At 47.7% G+C, this 15,282-nt stretch carries 14 protein-coding genes and 1 other annotated feature; of the genes, 1 reads left to right on the top strand and 13 read right to left on the bottom strand.

The window, feature by feature from the left end; genetic code table 11:
* Positions 1–58: 58 nt before the first annotated feature.
* Positions 59–330: a binding site (T-box leader), on the bottom strand.
* Positions 331–357: 27 nt separating this feature from the next.
* The 4 genes from gltX to ADS79_RS30195 all read right to left on the bottom strand — a co-directional run bounded on the left by gltX (position 358) and on the right by ADS79_RS30195 (position 4,187).
* Positions 358–1,824 (bottom strand): glutamate--tRNA ligase, encoded by a 1,467-nt coding sequence (gene gltX / locus ADS79_RS30210; protein ID WP_049742209.1) that lies wholly within the window; start codon positions 1,822–1,824, stop codon positions 358–360.
* An 87-nt stretch (positions 1,825–1,911) separates the two neighbouring features.
* The gene (gene ispF / locus ADS79_RS30205) at positions 1,912–2,385 is read right to left on the bottom strand and encodes a 2-C-methyl-D-erythritol 2,4-cyclodiphosphate synthase (RefSeq protein ID WP_049742208.1); all 474 of its coding nucleotides are present in this window, start codon (positions 2,383–2,385) and stop codon (positions 1,912–1,914) included.
* 2 nt (positions 2,386–2,387) lie between these two features.
* Entirely contained in the window at positions 2,388–3,074 is a 687-nt protein-coding gene (gene ispD / locus ADS79_RS30200) for a 2-C-methyl-D-erythritol 4-phosphate cytidylyltransferase (protein WP_049742207.1), read from the bottom strand.
* Positions 3,075–3,095: 21 nt separating this feature from the next.
* The gene (locus ADS79_RS30195; protein ID WP_049742206.1) at positions 3,096–4,187 is read right to left on the bottom strand and encodes a PIN/TRAM domain-containing protein; all 1,092 of its coding nucleotides are present in this window, start codon (positions 4,185–4,187) and stop codon (positions 3,096–3,098) included.
* A 285-nt stretch (positions 4,188–4,472) separates the two neighbouring features.
* Between ADS79_RS30195 and ADS79_RS30190 the strand changes: the two genes are divergently transcribed.
* Positions 4,473–4,868 (top strand): nucleoside triphosphate pyrophosphohydrolase family protein, encoded by a 396-nt coding sequence (locus ADS79_RS30190; RefSeq protein WP_049742205.1) that lies wholly within the window; start codon positions 4,473–4,475, stop codon positions 4,866–4,868.
* A 94-nt stretch (positions 4,869–4,962) separates the two neighbouring features.
* Here ADS79_RS30190 and pssA read toward each other — a convergent pair whose 3' ends face one another.
* The 9 genes from pssA to ADS79_RS30145 form a co-directional block, all read right to left on the bottom strand.
* A complete protein-coding gene (pssA, locus tag ADS79_RS30185; RefSeq protein WP_049742204.1) occupies positions 4,963–5,691 on the bottom strand; it encodes a CDP-diacylglycerol--serine O-phosphatidyltransferase in 729 nt (242 codons plus the stop codon).
* 87 nt (positions 5,692–5,778) lie between these two features.
* A complete protein-coding gene (disA, locus tag ADS79_RS30180; RefSeq protein ID WP_049742203.1) occupies positions 5,779–6,855 on the bottom strand; it encodes a DNA integrity scanning diadenylate cyclase DisA in 1,077 nt (358 codons plus the stop codon).
* Positions 6,856–6,864: 9 nt separating this feature from the next.
* Positions 6,865–8,232 carry a DNA repair protein RadA gene (gene radA, locus ADS79_RS30175; protein ID WP_049742261.1) on the bottom strand — a complete coding sequence of 456 codons (1,368 nt, stop codon included), beginning with the start codon at positions 8,230–8,232 and terminating at the stop codon, positions 6,865–6,867.
* Positions 8,233–8,334: 102 nt separating this feature from the next.
* Positions 8,335–10,785, bottom strand: a complete 2,451-nt coding sequence (locus ADS79_RS30170; RefSeq protein ID WP_049742202.1) for an ATP-dependent Clp protease ATP-binding subunit — start codon at positions 10,783–10,785, stop codon at positions 8,335–8,337.
* Between the two features lie 70 nt (positions 10,786–10,855).
* A complete protein-coding gene (locus ADS79_RS30165; protein WP_049742201.1) occupies positions 10,856–11,929 on the bottom strand; it encodes a protein-arginine kinase McsB in 1,074 nt (357 codons plus the stop codon).
* A 20-nt stretch (positions 11,930–11,949) separates the two neighbouring features.
* Complete coding sequence (locus tag ADS79_RS30160) at positions 11,950–12,468, bottom strand: protein-arginine kinase activator protein McsA (RefSeq protein WP_049742200.1); 519 nt, start codon at positions 12,466–12,468, stop codon at positions 11,950–11,952.
* Positions 12,469–12,508: 40 nt separating this feature from the next.
* The gene (locus tag ADS79_RS30155) at positions 12,509–12,973 is read right to left on the bottom strand and encodes a CtsR family transcriptional regulator (protein ID WP_049742199.1); all 465 of its coding nucleotides are present in this window, start codon (positions 12,971–12,973) and stop codon (positions 12,509–12,511) included.
* A 163-nt stretch (positions 12,974–13,136) separates the two neighbouring features.
* A complete protein-coding gene (locus tag ADS79_RS30150; protein WP_049742198.1) occupies positions 13,137–13,823 on the bottom strand; it encodes an HAD-IA family hydrolase in 687 nt (228 codons plus the stop codon).
* Between the two features lie 35 nt (positions 13,824–13,858).
* The gene (locus ADS79_RS30145; protein WP_049742197.1) at positions 13,859–14,983 is read right to left on the bottom strand and encodes an MGDG synthase family glycosyltransferase; all 1,125 of its coding nucleotides are present in this window, start codon (positions 14,981–14,983) and stop codon (positions 13,859–13,861) included.
* Between the last annotated feature and the right edge of the window lie 299 nt (positions 14,984–15,282).

The raw sequence follows: 15,282 nt of genomic DNA, 5'->3' as shown, positions 1-15,282 counted from the left end.
ACCTCCTGCCTGATTTTCCTGCAAAAATAAAAAACGCCCCTGCCTTTCATCACGAAAGGACAGAGACGGTTTCACCGTGGTTCCACTCTGATTAGATTGTCATGAACATGGCTGATCCAATCGAATTAGCCCTGACAATCTCGCTCAACAACCCGATAACGGCGGGGCACCGATGTCACCTACTAGACGTCTTGCTTCTTTTCAGCCAGACTCGTTCAGCTCATTGCTCACAGGCGCATTTCCAAACAGGTCACGCCGGATGGCTCTCACCTATCCATCCTCTCTGTAGACGTGTGTCCCTGCTGTACTTCTCCTGATCGTCGCATTGCCTTTTTATTCAAGAAAAGAGGCGCTTGCCTACTTTCCGTTTGCAATCACTTGATTGGTACGCGCGATGACTTTATCGCGTCCGAGCAGATACAAGGTCTCTGCCAGGTCGCGACCATGCGCTTGACCGGTTGCTGCCACACGGACTGGCATAAACAATGCCTTTCCTTTGTGACCTGTTTCCTTTTGCACTTCTTTCAGCGCTGCTTTGATAACATCAACATTATATGCGTCTTGGGCCGACAGGTGTTTCACAAAAGATGTCAGAACTTCTGGCAGCTGTGCTTCCTTCAGCACCAAGGTTGCTTCTTCATCGTACACCACTTCGTCTAGGAAGAAAAGAGCTGCAAGCGGAACGATTTGTGCACAGTAGGACATTTGTTCCTGGTAGAGCCCAACAATACTGCGAACCCAGCTTTGTCTTTCCTCTGTCAGAGACTCCTCAATGAAGCCGGCTTTTACCAGATGCGGGATGCACATCTCCGTAATCACCTCAAGCGGCTGACGCTTCAGATAGAAATTGTTCATCCAGTTCATTTTGGTTGCATCAAACACAGCTGGAGATTTGCTGACACGGTCTGCGGAGAACAGCTTGATCAGATCCTCCATACCGAAAATCTCTTCTTCTCCACCTGGAGACCATCCCAGCAGAACGAGGAAATTCACAATCGCCTCTGGCAAGAAGCCCAGCTCACGATATTGCTCGATGAACTGTAAAATGCTCTCGTCACGCTTGGACATTTTTTTGCCGTCTTGATTCAGGATCAGCGCCAAGTGGGCAAATAGTGGAGCTTCCCAACCAAATGCCTCATAAATCATCAATTGACGAGGTGTGTTGGACAGATGCTCTTCCCCACGAATGACGTGGCTGATTTTCATCAAGTAGTCATCAATCACGACGGCAAAGTTATACGTTGGAATTCCGTCCGGGCGACAGATGACAAAGTCACCCATCTCATTGGAATTGAAGGTTACTTGGCCGCGAATCATATCATCTACCACGTATTCACGGTCTTCTTTCACGAGAAAGTGGATGGACGGGATGCGTCCTTCGGCTTCATATTGAATACGCTGTTCTTCTGTAACATGACGGTGTTTTTCCAAAATACGTGGCGTTTCACCGCGTGCCAGCTGCTCTTCACGCTCAGCATCCAGCTCTTCTTTGCTGGCATAGCAGTAGTAAGCTTTGCCTTCAGCCAAAAGCTGATCAATATATTTACGATAGATATCCAGTCGCTCCATTTGACGATACGGCCCATACGGCCCGCCAAGGTCAGTGCCTTCTACCCATTCGACTCCGAGCCACTTCAGATTCTTCATCTGCTCTTCGTCAGCATTTTCCTTATTCCGCGTTTGGTCCGTATCCTCAATCCGAACGATGAACGAACCACCGTGATGTTTTGCAAACAAATAGTTGAAAAGTGCGGTTCTCGCACCGCCGATGTGTAAATGCCCCGTAGGACTGGGCGCATAACGGGTGCGGATTTCTTTCGCCATTGGTAGCACCATCCTTATGAATGTAAAAGGGTAAAAAAATTGTCTATCGTGACATGTTTCTAAGGCTTTATGTTACACCTTGGCTCTCTACTTGACAAGCAAGCATGCAGCCTGTGCCGCAATTCCTTCTCCGCGGCCGGTGAAACCAAGCTTCTCTGAGGTCGTTGCCTTTACATTTACCTGGGAAAGCTCGTCCGCCTCTAGCACACGTGCGATAACCTCGCACATCTGCGGTATGTAAGGAGCCATTTTTGGAGCTTGTGCGATGATCGTAGCGTCAACATTCCCCAATTTGTATCCGCGTTCTTTGACCAGTTTCCATACATGCTCCAAAAGCTTTACGCTATCAGCATCCTTGAAAGCCGGATCAGTGTCAGGAAAATGACGCCCAATATCTCCTTCTCCAATCGCACCCAGAATGGCGTCACTGATAGCATGCAAGAGCACGTCTGCATCGGAATGACCCAATAATCCTTTTTCATAGGGAATGGTGACGCCACCGATGATGCAAGGACGACCCTCCACCAGTTGATGTACGTCAAAGCCTTGTCCAATACGCATAGCTACTCTCCCTTTCGCTTTCGTAATATCTCTTCCCCGAACCATAAATCATCCGGGGTGGTAATCTTAATATTTTCGTAGCTTCCCTGCACGATGGTCACAGGATGACCAAGCCATTCCACCAGCATTGCATCATCCGTACCCATTTTACCTGCACGGTGCGCCGCCTCATGCGCCTCTCGCAACAATGACATACGAAAAGCTTGTGGGGTTTGTACCGCCCACAAGCTTTCCCGCGCCGGGGTTGCTTCCACAATTCCTGTGGCCCCCACCACTTTTATCGTATCTTTGACAGGAACAGCCATGATCGTCGCTTGATCATGCTCTACCTTCCTGATCATATCGCTGATCTGTTCGCGAGTGACAAAAGGTCGGGCTGCATCGTGAACAAGTACGTACGTGCAGTTTTCAGAAAGTGCGCCCAGGCCACTCCGCACACTATCCTGCCTCTCTGCTCCGCCCAGTACAACTGTTAGCCGGATCGCCTCTTTTTTGAGCCACTTCAGCACATCGGCGTGATCTTGCTCACTGACGACCAGGACGATTTGATCCACATCCTGATGAGCGGCAAAGAGTCGCACCGTATGAGCCAGAATCGGCTCTCCTGCAAGCGGTAGCCACAGCTTGTTTCGTTGCCCACCCATCCGTTTACCGGAACCGGCAGCAACGATTACGACACCCGTCCTCACGATATTTCCTCTCCTGCCTCTCTATAACGCTCTTTCCAGAAGCTTCGGTTTGGCGAAGATCATTCGTCCTGCCGAAGTTTGCAGCACGCTGGTCACGAGGACGTCTACATCGTTGCCAATATACTCACGTCCACCCTCCACGACGATCATCGTACCGTCATCGAGATAGGCTACTCCCTGACCGTGCTCCTTACCGTCCTTGATTACCTGAACGTTCATTTCTTCCCCTGGCAGAACGACCGGCTTCACTGCATTTGCCAGATCGTTGATGTTCAGAACAGCTACACCTTGCAGCTCGCATACTTTATTCAAGTTAAAGTCGTTCGTGACTACTTTACCGTTCATCACTTTCGCCAGCTTGATCAGCTTGCTGTCGACCTCGGATACTTCTTCAAAATCGCCTTCCCAAATCTGAACCTTGACCTTCATTTCCTTTTGAATCTTGTTCAGGATATCCAGGCCACGGCGACCACGGTTTCTCTTCAATACATCGGAAGAATCAGCAATATGCTGTAGCTCTTCCAGTACAAACCCTGGAATGACGAGCACACCTTCCAAAAAGCCGGTACGGCAAATATCTGCAATGCGTCCATCGATGATAACGCTCGTATCCAGAATCTTGTTTTCAACGTTCGTAACATTGTTCGTGGCATTGTCTTTTTTCTTATCCTTGCGTCCGATGGAAAAAACGGACATAATCTCGTCCCGCTTGCGGAAACCTACTTGGAAACCCAAATAGCCAAGCAACCCGGAAACAACCAACGGCAAAAGATCTCCTATTAGTGGGATCGGAATTTTACTGATGGGCAGGAATAATAAAAAGGCAACAATAAGACCACTAATCAACCCCATCGCTCCGAACATAACATCGACAATTGGCATTTTGACGAGTGTCTCTTCTCCCCAACGAACGACTCTCAAAATATAATCTAATAACCAATTGGCTAAAAAGAAGAACAAGATGGCACCAAGTACCGCACCAATATACTGTGTTCCAGCTACTACACCGAAATTCAAAAGCGGATTGAGCATCGAAAACAAGTCAGCACCATATTGGTACCCCAATCCACCGCCAACCACAACAAAAAAGATTTTTCCTATGCGGCGTACCATGCCTTCACCTCCTTTTATTAATATAGACGTAAAGCTTTGAGTAAAACCCTATTTCTTTCCAAATGGTTAAAATGCTTCATCGGCACTTTCCCTCACTATAGCAAAAATGATTTTATCATGTCAAATAGCCAAAAATTTTAACATAGTTGTCAATTTCCCGTCAACCTCGAACACCCGTTTTCTTTGGATGCAAATTGACAGACGGCTGACTCCCTTCTTATAATGGCAATAACGAATGCGCGAAAATTTTGACGATATCTACAGCCTAAAGCAGGGGTGAACCATATGGACAATCGAAATGTAGACGACTTTCAAACGCAGGTTTCGGAACTTTTGATCAGACATCGGAGCGTACTGGACGTCATGTCCAAAGTTCAGGAAACGGCTTCCCGCATCAACCGTTCACTGACCAAATCCATCACCGAATGTGGCTGTGTGGAAGTGGTTGCCAAGAAGCAAACGTATGATGCCAGCAAGAACCTGGAGGAAAACAAGTCTCACCTGGATACCCACTTTTCCGGACCCTTGTGTGAGCATTGTCGCGACGTAGTCACAGCTGAGCTCGGAAAAAACCTGTTCTATCTCACTGCCTTGTGCAATATTACGGACATCAAGCTGGAAGACGTACTGGAAAAGGAATCGCAGAGACTGAACACCCTGGGCGTATTCAACCTTTCATAACCTTTCACTCGTATTACGAACGAACCCTCAAAAAAGTTGCACAAAAAAAATGAAAAACCCGCACTCGGATGTGCGGGTTTTTTGTTGCTGCCATCTATTCAAATGGCACAGATTCTTCTTCTTTGTTCTTTCTCTTCCGTAATTTTTTGACGAGAAAGTCAACGTTTTTTTTTATTCCATACAATGCGTAAAACGCCAATGGCAAGAAGACAATCTTCGGAAACTGCTGCGGATACTTGATTGCTACCACAACGACAATCGCAATGATAATCGGTGTGATCCAGTAAGCAGATTTGGGAATACCCACTTTTTTGAAGTTCGGATACTTGACCTTGGATACCATCAAAAAGGCAAGAAGCAGCATGCTTACTGCGAGCAGCACCGGATTGAATACCTGGTGATACAAAGCAAGCGTTGCGAGCACACCACCCGCTGCCGTAATCGGCAAACCGATGAAGTAACCTGGGACTCCTGCTTGGACATTGAAGCGGGCCAAGCGCAATGCCCCACAGATTGGAAAAATGGCGGTAATGAAAATACCGAGCAGGTTAAAATCTTGCAGGACGACCACGTACATGATAAACGCTGGCGCTACCCCGAACGTAATCACGTCAGACAAGGAATCGAGCTCCTTGCCGAATTCGCTTTGTGCATTCAGCATCCGTGCTACGCGTCCGTCCAATCCGTCTGCCAGCATACCGATTATGACGGTAATGGCTGCATAATCGACATATTGATCGCCTTGGAACGCAAGAATAATTGCTAAAACTCCCAGAAACAAATTGCTTACGGTTAGTATGTTCGGTAACGATTTCACGAACATAGACTTACCTCCTGATTTCTTCTGCCCAGAAGAAAGTCATCTCCTAGGCAAATGTGGAATACAAATAATGCCTTAATCCTATCTACTTTAAATGTGCCTGTCAATGAACACTTGTTCCTGAATCCGTTTCAGACCGTCTTTGATCGCCCTTGCACGAACCTCTCCGATCCCTTCAACTTCATCCAATTCCTGGATGGTAGCCATCATAATCCTGGGCAAATTGTGGAAATGTAGAGCCAGGTTGGTAATGATGGAAACGGGCAATCGTGGTATTTTTTGTAAAATACGATATCCTCTTGGCGAAACAGATTCCTCAAGCATACTGACGTTTGCGGAGTATCCAAGGACACGCAAAAAAGAGGGCAATTCTAACATTTCTTCCGAGCTTAATTTTTTCATGTCACGCAGTACATGATCAGGAGAAAACGACACATCTCGACAATAATCGCGAATGAGCATATGCGCTTCTTCTTCAATATTCGATACAAGCTCCTCCATCTGCATGCTAACTAGCCTTCCCTCAATTCCTAGCTCACATATGTACTTGGAGACCTCTGTCTTAATACGTAATACCATCTCAATTCGTTGCAAAACGGAAGTAACTTCTTGAAACGTTACTAATTCCTCAAATTCCAACGCACCCAGATTGGTCAGCGTCTGATCCAGAACGGCCTTGTATTTCTCCAAGGTGGAGACAGCCTGATTGGCTTTTGCCAGGATGACGCTTATTTCATTTAAGACATAACGGAAGTTCCCTTGGTACAAAGTGATGACATTGCGACGCTGAGAGATTGCTATCACTAAATAGTGAGTCTGAATGGCAGTCCTTTGAGCTGTCCGATGGCGTGTTCCTGTCTCACTGGTAGGGATGGAGGCAGGAGGAAACAGTTGGGTATTGGCATACAGGATTTTTTTTGCGTCTTCACTTACTATGATCGCCCCATCCATCTTCGCCAATTCATATAAATGGGCAGGAGAGAAATCACAATTGATGGAAAAACCGCCATCGACGATCGACCTCATCTCCGGGCCGTAACCGACGACGATTAATCCGCCGGTTTTTGCCCGCAAAACATTCTCCAATCCTTCCCGCAGCTGTGTACCAGGAGCGACCAAGCGAAGCACATCGCTAAAAAGCGGATTTCTTTTGGTGTTTTCCTGCATCCCTCGCCCCTACCCCCTTATCACCTCGTTTAAAGCTTCTGCAACGTTGTTTACGCCAATCACTTGAATGTCGTCTGGTGCCTCCAGCCCTCGAATATTTTTTTCCGGGATGATGACTCGCTTGAAGCCCAATTTGTGCGCTTCCCGCACGCGCTGTTCGATCCGTGATACGCCTCGTACTTCGCCAGTCAAGCCGATCTCTCCAATTACGACATCATGCGGATTGGTAGCGTGATCGCGAAAGCTACTGGCAATACTGACCGCTATCGCCAGATCGACTGCAGGCTCATCCAATCGAACTCCCCCAGCCACATTCACATACGCATCCTGGTTTTGGAGCATCATGCCCATTCGTTTTTCCAGAACAGCCATAATCATCGCCACACGCTGATGATCTACCCCAGTGGCCATACGTCGCGGTGTCACGAAGCTGGTCGGCGCTACGAGAGCCTGAAGCTCTACCAGGACAGGACGCGTCCCTTCCATGCTCGCTACGACAGTAGAGCCTGCTACGCCGTGAGGACGCTCTGCCAGAAAAATTTCAGAAGGGTTCGCTACTTCCTCCAAACCGCGATCCTTCATTTCAAAAATACCGATCTCATTTGTCGAACCGAAGCGATTTTTGACGGCACGCAAAATGCGGAATGTGTTGTGGCGCTCCCCCTCAAAATAAAGCACAGCATCCACCATATGCTCCAGCATGCGCGGTCCGGCAATGGAGCCTTCCTTCGTCACGTGGCCAACAATGAAGGTCCCAATCCCTTTTCCTTTGGCAATGCGCATCAGCTGGGCAGTAGCCTCTCGTACCTGAGCGACACTCCCTGCTGCCGATTGAACAGCCGGATGAAACACGGTCTGAATCGAATCGATAATCAAGACATGGGGGTCTACTTGATTAATATGCTGTTCGATCAAATCCAAATCATTTTCTGCCAAGACAAACATGGGCGGTGTTTGCATATTCAGTCGATCCGCGCGTAATTTGATTTGTTTTGCCGATTCCTCGCCGGATACATAAAGCACTTTGGCTCCTTGATGCGCCAATGTAAAAGAGGTTTGCAGCAGCAATGTCGATTTTCCGATCCCCGGGTCTCCTCCAACAAGAATCAAAGAGCCTGGAACGAGCCCTCCGCCCAGAACACGATTTAGTTCGCCGATAGTCGTATCCATACGCGGGTCTTCTGCACTTGCTACCTGCGTCAAAGGAATGGCTGCCTGACGCTGTCCCCCACTTAATCCCTCATGGCGGTGAGCCGCTTTTACCGTTACTTCCTCGACCAATGTATTCCAGCTATTGCAGCCTGGGCATTTCCCCATCCATTTCGGTGATTCATAGCCACATTCTTGACACGCGTATTTCGTTTTATACTTTGACATATTCGCACCCTCACTTGGAATTTCTCCTCTATTTTTACCATACATACGCACCTAAAAAAAGAATACCTCCTGAAACAGGAGGCATTCTGCCTTTTTTCTGCTTTATGATTTTGTCTTTTCCAAGCGCTTGACAACCAGTTGACCATCCTCAGACTCGATGTTTACCGTGTCGCCTTTGCTGATGTTGCCTTTCAGCAGCTCTTCGGACAATCTGTCCTCGATGTGGCGCTGAATGGCACGACGCAGTGGACGTGCACCGTATGCCGGATCGAAGCCTTCCTTCGCCAATATTTTCTTGGCGTCGTCGGTCAATTGGAAATCAATGCTTTGTTCTTTCAAGCGTTTACGCAACTCATCTGTCATCAAGGAAACGATCTGTTCGATGTGCTCCTCCTCCAGAGAGTGGAACACAATGACCTCATCGATCCGGTTCAGGAACTCAGGACGGAAGCTCTTTTTCAGCTCATCCATCACTTTGTCCTTCATATCCTGGTATTTTCTTTCGGTGTCGCCAGTTGTGAAGCCAAGAGTTGTGTTTTTCTTGATCATGCTTGCTCCTACGTTGGAGGTCATGATCACGACAGTATTGCGGAAGTCTACCGTGCGTCCTTTAGAATCCGTTAAACGGCCGTCATCAAGTACCTGTAGCAAGATGTTGAACACATCTGGATGTGCTTTTTCAATCTCGTCGAGCAGGATGACCGAATACGGCTTGCGACGGACTTTTTCTGTCAGCTGGCCACCCTCATCATAGCCTACATATCCCGGAGGCGCACCCACCAGACGCGCTGTCGAATGTTTCTCCATATACTCGGACATGTCGACACGGATCATCGCATCTTCATCTCCAAAGAGCGTTTCCGCAACCGCACGAGCCAGCTCGGTTTTCCCTACACCGGTAGGTCCAAGGAAAATAAAGGAGCCGATCGGACGCTTCGGATCTTTGAGACCCGCGCGTGCGCGGCGAACAGCTCGGGAAATTGATTTGACTGCCTCATCCTGACCGATGACGCGATCATGGAGGATTGCTTCCATTTTGAGCAGTCTCTCTGTTTCCTCTTCCTTGAGCTTGAGAACAGGAATTCCCGTCCAGCTAGCCACAACCGTTGCGATATCTTCTGGAGTTACCTCCATGTTTAGCTGGCCTTGACGTTCTTTCCAGTCTTTTTTCGTTTTATCCAGCTCTTCGCGCAGCTTTTGTTCTTGATCGCGCAGGGCAGCTGCCTCTTCGAATTCCTGGGATTGTACAGCAGCGTCCTTTTCCTTGCGTACTTCTTCCAGACGTCCCTCCAGCTCCTTGAGATTCGGTGGAACGGTGAAGGATTGCAAACGCACCTTGGAAGCTGCCTCGTCCACAAGGTCAATCGCCTTATCAGGCAAGAACCGATCAGTGATATAGCGATCAGACAGCTTTACTGCCTGCTCAATGGCTTCATCTGTAATCTTAACGCGATGGTGCGCCTCATAGCGATCACGCAAGCCGTGGAGGATTTTAACGGCATCCTCGGCTGTTGGCTCATCTACCTGAATTGGTTGGAATCGACGCTCAAGCGCTGCATCCTTTTCAATGTACTTGCGGTATTCGTCCAGGGTGGTCGCCCCTACGCACTGCAATTCACCACGAGCCAGAGCTGGCTTCAAAATGTTTGAAGCGTCAATCGCGCCTTCTGCACCACCAGCGCCGATCAATGTATGCAATTCGTCAATAAACAGGATGATATTTCCGGCCTGCCTGATTTCATCCATAATCTTTTTCAGGCGGTCTTCGAATTCACCGCGATATTTGGTACCTGCTACCACAGTACCCATATCGAGTGTCATCACACGTTTATCGCGAAGCGTTTCCGGAATTTCGTTGTTTACAATTTTTTGCGCCAAGCCTTCTGCAATCGCTGTTTTCCCTACACCTGGCTCCCCGATTAATACCGGATTATTTTTGGTCCGTCTGCTCAGAACTTGAATCACACGCTCAATTTCTTTATGACGTCCAATGACTGGATCGAGTCCCCCATCACGTGCGATAGCAGTAAGATCGCGAGCCAATCCATCCAAAGTCGGTGTATTCGCTGCTGGATTGCCACCAGAAGGCTGATGGGATGCCATCAGCTCCGAGCTGCCTAACAGCTGCAGAACTTGCTGACGTGCCTTATTCAGACTGACACCAAGATTGTTCATGATGCGTGCCGCAATGCCTTCCCCTTCACGGATCAGACCAAGCAGGATGTGTTCCGTACCGACATAGGTGTGACCCAGCTTGCGAGCCTCATCCATGGACAGTTCAATTACCTTTTTGGCACGAGGTGTATAGTTTGGTGTGTAATTACTACCGGACTGCTCTGTTCCACGCCCGATCAACGACTCCACTTCACTCTGGATTTTGTCGAGTCCAAGCCCAAGTGATTGCAACGCTTTAGCTGCAATGCCTTCGCCTTCTCGAATCAGCCCTAAGAGTACATGCTCTGTTCCAATATCCTTGTGTCCGAGACGCACTGCCTCTTCCAGGGCAAGCGCCAGTACTTTTTGTGCTCGTTCTGTAAAACGTCCAAACATCATAACGTACACCTCCGTATAACCGTGTTTTTTCTCTATGGGTTAACTGTTGCGAGTTACTGCCTTTTACATGTCAATCAGATGACTCGTTAGCCCCGATCCGTTCCCGGATCAAGCGGGCTCTTCGTTCGTCTCGTTGATCTGGTGTCAGCTTTTGGCCCGCATGCTGCTGCAAAAAGCCAGGTTGGGTAGTCACCAGCAGTTCGTTTAGAATCAATGGCGAAACACCCTTAATCACACCAAGATCAATCCCGAGCCGCACATCGGATAGGCGCTGTGCAGCTTCCTTGGACTCCACGGTCCGTGCGTACATCAAAATGCCGTACGAGCGGAAAATCCGATCCTCCAAGGATATGCGTGTATGCTCAAGCAAATAAGTACGTGCTACGCGTTCCTGCTCAATAATCTGTCTGGCTACTCCGTACAGATTTGACAGGATGTCTGTCTCTGACAATCCGAGCGTTACCTGATTGGAGAGCTGAAACAGGTTCCCTAACGCTTCGCTACCTTCCCCGTAAATTCCTCTAACAACCAACCCAACTTGATTGATCGCTTGCAGAATTCGGCTGATTTGCTGCGTCATAACCAATGCTGGCAGATGCAACATGACAGAAGCGCGTATTCCTGTCCCTACGTTGGTTGGACAGCTCGTTAGGTAGCCTCTGGTTTCATCAAACGCGTAGTTGAGATCCTTCTCGAAAATATCATCTATTTTTGTTCCTATTTCCCATGCCTCATTCAATCGAAACCCAGGTAACAGAACTTGAATCCGGATATGGTCTTCCTCATTTACCATGATGCTGACTGATTCGTCTGGACTCAGTAAAACGGCTCCTTTACGCGATTCCTCTGCCAGGTGTGGGCTGATCAGGTGCTTTTCCACCAATACCCGTTTTTCTAACGGATTTACCTGATCCATTTGAATCATTTGTAGAGGCTGCCGTTTGCGCATGGCCTCCGAATCGCATACCTCCGTTACCTTTTTGACAACTTCCTCGCCTTGTGAGTCGGTTGCCAATAACGGAAAAGGGTGCTGGCGCAGGTTTCGGGCGATTCGCAGCCGTGTGCTGATAACGATATCGGAATCGGGACCTTCTCCTTTCATCCAATTGCTCCACGGGTTTTGCATAAACTGCTGTTGGCTCATTACCAGCTTACCTCCCCTTGCTACGATTGGGCCATTTTTTGTTCCAAAGCACGAATCCGGTCACGCATCTCAGCTGCCTTCTCAAATTCCTCGCTGGCAACATGGCTTTGCAGGGCTTGCTTTAATTGCTCCAGTTCTTTGCGGATTTTCAGCTGACCGCCCGTACGCTCGGGCACCTTGCCGCTATGCTGGGTATTGCCATGAATGCGACGGAAAAGTGGATCGAGCTTATCCCCCAGGAACGTATAGCAATCACTGCATCCAAACCGTCCGCTTTTGCTGAACTGGGCATATGTGAGTCCGCAGGTTTCGCACCGAAGCGGCTTGCTTGTTGCCGTTTCGCGTCCATTTTTCTGCATTGGATCAAATTTCAATAATCCTGAAAGGAGATTGTTGATGCTAAAATTGTGAAAGCCGGTAAAGACGTCCCCTTTTTCCTGAGCACAGTGCTCACAAATATGGTATTCGGTTTTTTCGCCATTGACGATTTTCGTCAGATGAAGTGTCGCCGGTCGTTTTCCGCATTCCTCACAGTTCATCACATCATCCCTCCTAGCACTTGGCTTCCCTGTTCCTTTGTTACTTCAACAGGATTGCCGCAATCATCTGCTTTAAAATGTTTGCCCGCAAACGATCTCGTAATTCCGTGTCTACAGTCAATACGTTTCTTGATGTAGCAATTTTCATCAAAGTGGCTTCCCTGATATTGACCAAGCCTTCTTCGAGTAGTCTCTCCACTATTGCATTACCCACATTTTGGGCAATGCTCTCACCAATTAGCTCTTCGGTCAACAATTCCTGTAAACGCGCTTTGCTGACAATATGCACTTTGCGAATACGTATATACCCGCCGCCGCCACGCTTACTTTCCACTATATACCCCTTTTGTACAGTAAATCGGGTATTGATGACGTAGTTGATCTGGGACGGGACACATTGAAATAGGTCGGCAAGCTCACTACGCTGAATCTCGATAGCTCCATTGGGACTCTCGGTAATGATGCTTTTTAAGTGATGTTCAATGATGTCCGAGATGTTACGCAAGTCATCGCCTCCTGTTCCATGTGTATTAACTATTGACTTTGACTATCTTTGACTTTGATTATAATGGGTTTACTACGCTCATGCAAGTGGTGAATACACTTTCTAGTGTGGGCAAAAAGAGGCCGCTTGAAACCAAATAAAAAACCACTCCAGTCGGAATGGTTTATGATTGAGAATGTGTGATGGTGTCGATTTTTGAAAGAATCTCGAGTACCTGAGGGAAGTTTGTAATGACAATCGTAGCCCCTTCCAGCTCCCCTGGCTGGGCAAAACCGAAGTCACAACCGATGGTGATCAATCCGTTGGTTGTTCCTGCTTCAACATCCGAATGACGATCTCCTACCATGACAGCCTGCTTGATCTGGTAATCGCTCAACAGCTTGGCAACCAGATCATTTTTGGATTTTGTGGAAAAGCGCCCTGCCGAATAGAGATCGGTTAAGAGGGACTTTATTCCATATTCTTCACAAATAGCGTCAATGTACGCCTCTTGTCCATTACTCGCGACAAAAAGAGCGTGTCCCTGTGCGTGCAGGGTCTGCAGCGTCTCTTTTACGCCTGGGTACAAATCAGTAATCCGTTCCTTGATGAGTTGAATCTCATTTTCCAATAAAAACGTATCTGCTGCATGTACCGCCTCATCACTTGCTCCTGGCAAAAGCTTGTTCCAGACTTGTTCAATGGTCATCCCGAGAACATTTGTAATTTCACTCTCGTCAGGCGTGCGGCCATCCCATAATCCCTTATCTTTCAACTGCTCAAACGTTCTTGAAAAAGCTGGCGTGGAAAGCTTTTCAGTTTGAAACAGGGTACCATCCATATCGAACAATATTGCAAAAGGAATACTCATTTGTTCCTCCTCTGTCTTCTGTCTCCTCTGGCTGGCTACTCATAATCTGCTTCTAGGACCATTTCCATATCGCCTCGAATAAATTCGGCGATTCGCTGCGCCGCATCCGGTTTCGAGATCTTTTGCCCCATTCGTCTCATATACTCTACTTTTGACGGGCTATGCAATAACTCGTCGATGAAGTAAATCAACTGCTCGGACAGGTTGGCGTGTACGGCACAGCCGTTGTTTAACAAAAAGTGGCTGTTTCGTTCTTCTTGTCCTGGCAGTGGGTTATAGATAATCATCGGAACTCTCTTGCTCATTACCTCAGCAGATGTCAAACCACCGGATTTTGTCACAATGAGATCAGCTGTTTCCAAGTACTCATGGAAATTGCTTATGAATTTCAGGGGGACGACCTCATGACGATAGCTGCGGTTCGTCACTTTTTTATAAAGCTTGTCGTTCGTTCCTGTGAGTACAAATGTTTTCAGCGGCAGGTCAATTGCCTCCAAGCCGTCGAGAACTTTTTCCATAGAACCCAGACCTAGCCCGCCTCCAGAGAGAATAATGCTTTTTTGTTCGGGTGTAAGTCCCAGCTTCTGCCTGATCTCTTGGGCATCTAACGGCAAACTGAATTTGCGCATGATCGGGATGCCCATCGGAATGAATTTGCGGTGATCCTGCCGATAAAGGTCTACTAAGTAGTAGAGCTGCTCGTGTCCAATGAAATAGTAATTAATGTGATGATTAATCCAGGACGGATGGATCGTATAGTCCGTAATGATCGTGTAGATCGGCTCTCGCCAGTCATTTCTTCCTTTTAGGACAGAGAGCATGCAGCTTGCAAAAGGATGCGTTGCGATGAAAGCATCCGGCTGGACGCTGTTGATGAGTTTTTTTAATTTGTTGGCAAGCAGCTTGTTCATTAAAACATTCATATCAAAAAAACGGCTTTTCTCCGTATTGTGGTAGATTCTCCCCCACATCTTCGGTGACAGTCGTAACAGGTTCATGTAGCTTTCCAGCAAGATCTTGTGAAATGTTGGGCTGATATATTCCAACGTATCAATGATCATAGACGTGCAACCATTCTCAGCCAAGCTTTCCTGCATAGCTCTGGCAGCTTGATTGTGACCGTTGCCGATGGAAGCAGAAAAGATGAGGATTTTTTTCATGAATTCTTCTCCTTCATACCTTGCCTTGCCTACTCCAACGCCAGATTCAGGTACCTTCTCATGTTAGTCTACCCACTCTCAAGTCTGCAAGAGGGTTCTTGTCGGTCATTCGACCTAACTTGTCGACAAATTCAAAGCTGGTTTGACGTTTTTCTTTTCATCATTATAAGCATTGCATGTAATTTTATCTGTAAAACGAAAAACCTCCTTACCCATTGTGGGGTAAAGAGGTTCATTTCATTCCTTGAAAACTGGATCTGCATGATTGCTAAGAGTGTGGATAAGTCCTCGACCGATTA

Source organism: Brevibacillus reuszeri (genome assembly GCF_001187725.1).
GTDB lineage: Bacteria > Bacillota > Bacilli > Brevibacillales > Brevibacillaceae > Brevibacillus > Brevibacillus reuszeri.
The sequence above is the reverse complement of the archived record's forward strand: the minus strand, read 5'-3'. Positions and strand labels throughout refer to the sequence as shown.

Bases quoted from the DNA above. Each gene is read 5' to 3' on its own strand.
- ispF (WP_049742208.1), bottom strand. From the start codon at position 2,385: ATGCGTATTGGACAAGGCTTTGACGTACATCAACTGGTGGAGGGTCGT.
- gltX (WP_049742209.1), bottom strand. From the start codon at position 1,824: ATGGCGAAAGAAATCCGCACCCGTTATGCGCCCAGTCCTACGGGGCAT.
- ADS79_RS30150 (WP_049742198.1), bottom strand. From the start codon at position 13,823: ATGAGTATTCCTTTTGCAATATTGTTCGATATGGATGGTACCCTGTTT.
- ADS79_RS30195 (WP_049742206.1), bottom strand. From the start codon at position 4,187: ATGGTACGCCGCATAGGAAAAATCTTTTTTGTTGTGGTTGGCGGTGGA.
- ADS79_RS30165 (WP_049742201.1), bottom strand. From the start codon at position 11,929: ATGAGCCAACAGCAGTTTATGCAAAACCCGTGGAGCAATTGGATGAAA.
- ADS79_RS30190 (WP_049742205.1), top strand. From the start codon at position 4,473: ATGGACAATCGAAATGTAGACGACTTTCAAACGCAGGTTTCGGAACTT.
- radA (WP_049742261.1), bottom strand. From the start codon at position 8,232: ATGTCAAAGTATAAAACGAAATACGCGTGTCAAGAATGTGGCTATGAA.
- ADS79_RS30170 (WP_049742202.1), bottom strand. From the start codon at position 10,785: ATGATGTTTGGACGTTTTACAGAACGAGCACAAAAAGTACTGGCGCTT.
- ADS79_RS30160 (WP_049742200.1), bottom strand. From the start codon at position 12,468: ATGAACTGTGAGGAATGCGGAAAACGACCGGCGACACTTCATCTGACG.
- disA (WP_049742203.1), bottom strand. From the start codon at position 6,855: ATGCAGGAAAACACCAAAAGAAATCCGCTTTTTAGCGATGTGCTTCGC.
- pssA (WP_049742204.1), bottom strand. From the start codon at position 5,691: ATGTTCGTGAAATCGTTACCGAACATACTAACCGTAAGCAATTTGTTT.
- ADS79_RS30145 (WP_049742197.1), bottom strand. From the start codon at position 14,983: ATGAAAAAAATCCTCATCTTTTCTGCTTCCATCGGCAACGGTCACAAT.